Origin of the sequence: Paraburkholderia phenoliruptrix (assembly GCF_019511605.1) — a bacterium.
GTDB lineage: Bacteria > Pseudomonadota > Gammaproteobacteria > Burkholderiales > Burkholderiaceae > Paraburkholderia > Paraburkholderia phenoliruptrix_A.
The window spans coordinates 1-1,025 of sequence record NZ_JAEUAV010000064.1 but is presented as its reverse complement, the minus strand read 5'-3'; the positions used below and the strand labels follow the sequence as shown (position 1 = coordinate 1,025).

General features: G+C 52.0%; 1 rRNA gene. It reads left to right on the top strand.

The features are described 5' to 3' along the window. Positions 1–1,025 (top strand): 23S ribosomal RNA (locus JNB89_RS30765); the annotation flags it as partial.

Here is a 1,025-nt window from a genome sequence, read left to right as displayed (position 1 = left end):
TGAGGTATCCGTGACTGAATCCATAGGTCACGTGAAGCGAACGCGGTGAACTGAAACATCTAAGTAACCGCAGGAAAAGAAATCAACCGAGATTCCCAAAGTAGTGGCGAGCGAAATGGGACCAGCCTGTACTCTTTATCTTCGCTGTTAGTCGAACGCTCTGGAAAGTGCGGCCATAGCAGGTGATAGCCCTGTAGACGAAAACAGTGAGGAAGAACCAGGGGTACGACAAGTAGGGCGGGACACGTGAAATCCTGTCTGAAGATGGGGGGACCATCCTCCAAGGCTAAATACTCGTGATCGACCGATAGTGAACCAGTACCGTGAGGGAAAGGCGAAAAGAACCCCGGGAGGGGAGTGAAACAGATCCTGAAACCGCATGCATACAAACAGTCGGAGCCTCGCAAGGGGTGACGGCGTACCTTTTGTATAATGGGTCAGCGACTTACATTCAGTGGCAAGCTTAACCGATTAGGGCAGGCGTAGCGAAAGCGAGTCCGAACAGGGCGTCCAGTCGCTGGGTGTAGACCCGAAACCAGGTGATCTATCCATGGCCAGGATGAAGGTGCGGTAACACGTACTGGAGGTCCGAACCCACTAACGTTGAAAAGTTAGGGGATGAGCTGTGGATAGGGGTGAAAGGCTAAACAAACCTGGAAATAGCTGGTTCTCTCCGAAAACTATTTAGGTAGTGCCTCGTGTCTCACCTTCGGGGGTAGAGCACTGTCATGGTTGTGGGGTCCATTGCGGATTACTACGCCATAGCAAACTCCGAATACCGAAGAGTGCAATCACGGGAGACAGACATCGGGTGCTAACGTCCGGTGTCAAGAGGGAAACAACCCAGACCGCCAGCTAAGGTCCCCAAATATGGCTAAGTGGGAAACGAAGTGGGAAGGCTAAAACAGTCAGGAGGTTGGCTTAGAAGCAGCCATCCTTTAAAGAAAGCGTAATAGCTCACTGATCGAGTCGTCCTGCGCGGAAGATGTAACGGGGCTAAGCCATATACCGAAGCTGCGGATGCA